Here is a 3,295-nt window from a genome sequence, read left to right as displayed (position 1 = left end):
CACTGCCGGTGCCCCACCTCTCGGGAATCGAGCTACGTGCGACTACTTCTCGTCGACCACTAACGCTCCCACTACTTCTGGTCGTCCGCGGCCTTGGACTTGTCGGAGACCGCGGTCATCTTCGCCTCGGCGTCATCCGCATCGTCTCCGCCAGCGTCGCCCTTGCCGTCAGACTCCTCGTCGTCGAGGTCATCGGCGTCAAGCTCATCGGCGTCGTCATCATCGTCGACGTCGTCTTCGTCGTTGTCGTCGTAATCGTCCGCGTCGTCATCATCATCGTCGAGGTCGTCGCCCTCGTCCCAGTCATCGCCCTGGTACGTGGAGTACAGCGCCTCGGCGAAACCATCCTCGACCGGCGCGAGCTGATCCTCCCACTCCTCCGCGCGATCCGCGGCGAGCGACAGGACGTCGAGAAGCTTGTCGAAGTCCTTGAACGCCCCCAGCGTCAGCACCTCATTGCGCAGCGACGCGGCGTCGGCGTACAGATCCGCGAACATCTTGCGGCGATCATCGTCGGTGAGGATCGTCTCGGTGTCCGAATCCCAGAACTCCGCGATCGCCTGATCGACGATGTCGTCCAGATTCTCGTCCTGGGCGATGAACCGCACGTGCGCCACCGGCTCATTGTCATTCGCCGTGACCAGCACCTGCAGCAACGACGCCTCGCCCACCTCCGCGGTGACCAGCGTCGCCTCCTCCGGATCCTGCTCGAACTCCAGATCCGACACGCGATCGTCCTCGCCGTCGAGCAACACCCGCAGCAACGTGACCACGCGATCCGTCGCCACATGATGAGCCACCGCCTCCACGGCGTCCTCCACCGAGAACACAACGGACACCAGCACGGCCTCGAACTCATCGTCATCCGAATCGACGTCGGCCGCCGCGACGTACACCTCCGCCGCCGGCAACTCGTCGTCGATGGTGACGAACTGGACCTCCAGGTCCATGGTGATGGGCACGAACAGGGTGTCTCCGTTGACCCGGCTCTCGATGTCCTCGCGGTCAAGCGCCGCGGCAATCTGCTCGAAGAAGCTCATGAATGGGACCCTTCCCTCAAAATCGACGGAGGCCATCGCCCGCTCACCGGCCGCGGCCCGCACGCCATCGTAGCGATAACGCGCCGGTCACGTCGCCGCGAAAACCACCCGGTCACGCCCCGCTCACGCCCCCGCCCACAGCGCCCGGCGCTCCTCCGCCGGCCGGCGCGGGCAGGACACGCACAGATCCGCGTCCGGGCAGTGGTAGATCATGCAGCACGACGCGCGCTCCAGATGCGTTGCGACGTCAAAGTCCGCCATCTCGCCGTCGGCCGCAGCGTCGAGATTGGTAGGGGCCACGGCGTCCGGCCCGGCGCCCGGTTCGACGTCGACGAAGCGCGGGACGGGGACGCGCGCGACCTCGCCCAGGCCCTCCACCAGCCACGATCCAATCAGCGCGCCCGCCCACGGCTCCATGACCTCGTTGCCCGCGGCCACCGCCGCTCCGGCCATCCCGTCGGCGACGATCGCCCACGACGGCGCCGGCCGCACGCCCAGCTCCGCCTCCATCGCGGCGACGATGGGCGCGGCCATCTCCCCCAGCGCCCGCCCGTACGCGCGGACGTCGTCGGCAGCTTCCGGGTCGCCGGGCTCCAACCCCGCGTCCGCCCCCAGGTCGACGAACGCGTCGGCGGCGAACCCCAGCCAGTACGCGTCGCGTTCGAAGATGGTCGTCGCCGACCATTCCGGCTTCGGCGCCCGCCCCTGCACCACGATCGACGCCACCGCCGGCCCCAGCCACGAGTTGCACGTCGAGTACCACCACAGTTGCGTCTGGAACCGCGCGTCGCCCGCGCCGTCGTCGCTCTTCGCCGCGGCGTCGGGCATGGGGAACAGCGCCCGCCCGGCGTCGATGCGCGCCCGCAGGAAGTCGCGGTCGCCCAGCACGGCCCGCGCGTCATCGCCCGACCACCAGCGCGCCCCTTCGTGAGCCTCCACTTCCGCCCGCAGCCTCCCGATTTCCGCGAACGTCCGCGCGTACTCCCGCGCGGCCTCGGGCACGGGGCCCGTGTTTCCGTTTTCGCTTGACGACGTCCCGCCCACCACAACCAGCCACCTTCCACCGCAGTTCCACCGTGTTTATGCCTCCACACTAGGGACAATCGGCAACCGACCCCGCCGGTCCCAACTGTCGCAAAACCTCTGTGCAGCCCTGAGCCGGTTTCCACGTCACGGGACCATCGCGGGAGCCCGCCAACGCTTCTATTACGCACGGCACCACGGCCCCCATCCGCCACTCCCGCCCCGCTCGTTTCCAGACCACTTCTCACCGGCCCGCCCCCACCCCAGGCCGAGTCACACCAGCCCCACCCGTTCCCGAGTCGCGTCACACCAGCCCCAAAATCTGGCGACGCGTTCTTTTTGAAACATCGCCGCTCCAAATCACCAGGTCTTTTGCGGCCGCGATGTTTCAAAATGAACGCAAACCGCGGAGGTTGTTACTGGTGTGACTCGACCGCAGTGCCTCACCGTCAATTGCATGGAGGACGGCGGCACCGATCGATCGGCCAACGCCCTCACCGCGGCCAGGGAGTTCTCGACCGCTCGAATCGATGAGGATCAACGCCGGCGACGGCCTCATCCCCGGCCTCGTCCACGACCCCAGTCACACCAGCCCCAAATCTGCGGGAGTCGCCCAAATCGGGACACCGCCGTCATCCGCGACCTGCACGTTTAGGAGCGCCGGCTGTCCCGTTTTGGGCGATAACAGACTTGTTACTGCAGTTCGGCGGCAGGAACGGGTGCGACGAGGAGCAAGATGGACGAACACAGCCGACCGCAGGCGCCGCGGGTGCCACGAGTGCGCGCCGAAAGAAGACGGCGGCTTCCTGCTGGTGGATTCGAGCGAGAAGCGACGGCGAATTCCGGCTTCCGCCGCAGGATCCGGCGGAATTCGTCCCCGCCTCCGAAGGGTGTTGGTGGAATCCGAAGGGTGTTGGTGGAATAGGTGTCGATCGGGCGTCGTTAAGCAGGAAGACGTGACCCGCACGAGCCCGCCGACCGCACGCGTGAGCCGGGCCATACCTATCGGCACAGTTGGGTAACGGCACTCACCACGGCGCACTGAATCACCGCAATGCGGATAGAATCAGTCCGATAACCGACGTGCCACCCCGGACGCGCCATCGACGGCGCGCCGACGCACGAGGAGGACCCCACATGTTCGGATTCTTTGGCAAGGACGACGCCGACAAGAACAACGCCGGCCGCAACGCCGACAAGAACGCCGCCAACGGCAACGGCCCCATCGGCGT

At 67.2% G+C, this 3,295-nt stretch carries 2 protein-coding genes; both read right to left on the bottom strand.

Annotated elements, in window-relative coordinates; translation table 11 throughout:
- Positions 1–71 precede the first annotated feature (71 nt).
- Positions 72–1,040, bottom strand: coding sequence for a hypothetical protein (locus GX015_RS03355; RefSeq protein WP_291342792.1), 969 nt, complete (start codon positions 1,038–1,040; stop codon positions 72–74).
- A 123-nt stretch (positions 1,041–1,163) separates the two neighbouring features.
- On the bottom strand, positions 1,164–2,087 hold the full coding sequence (locus GX015_RS03350) for a (2Fe-2S)-binding protein (protein WP_291342790.1): 924 nt from the start codon (positions 2,085–2,087) through the stop codon (positions 1,164–1,166).
- Positions 2,088–3,295: the final 1,208 nt, after the last annotated feature.

Source organism: Corynebacterium sp. (assembly GCF_012837295.1).
In the GTDB taxonomy this organism is placed as follows: Bacteria; Actinomycetota; Actinomycetes; order Mycobacteriales; family Mycobacteriaceae; genus Corynebacterium.
This window is presented reverse-complemented; position numbering and strand designations above follow the sequence as displayed.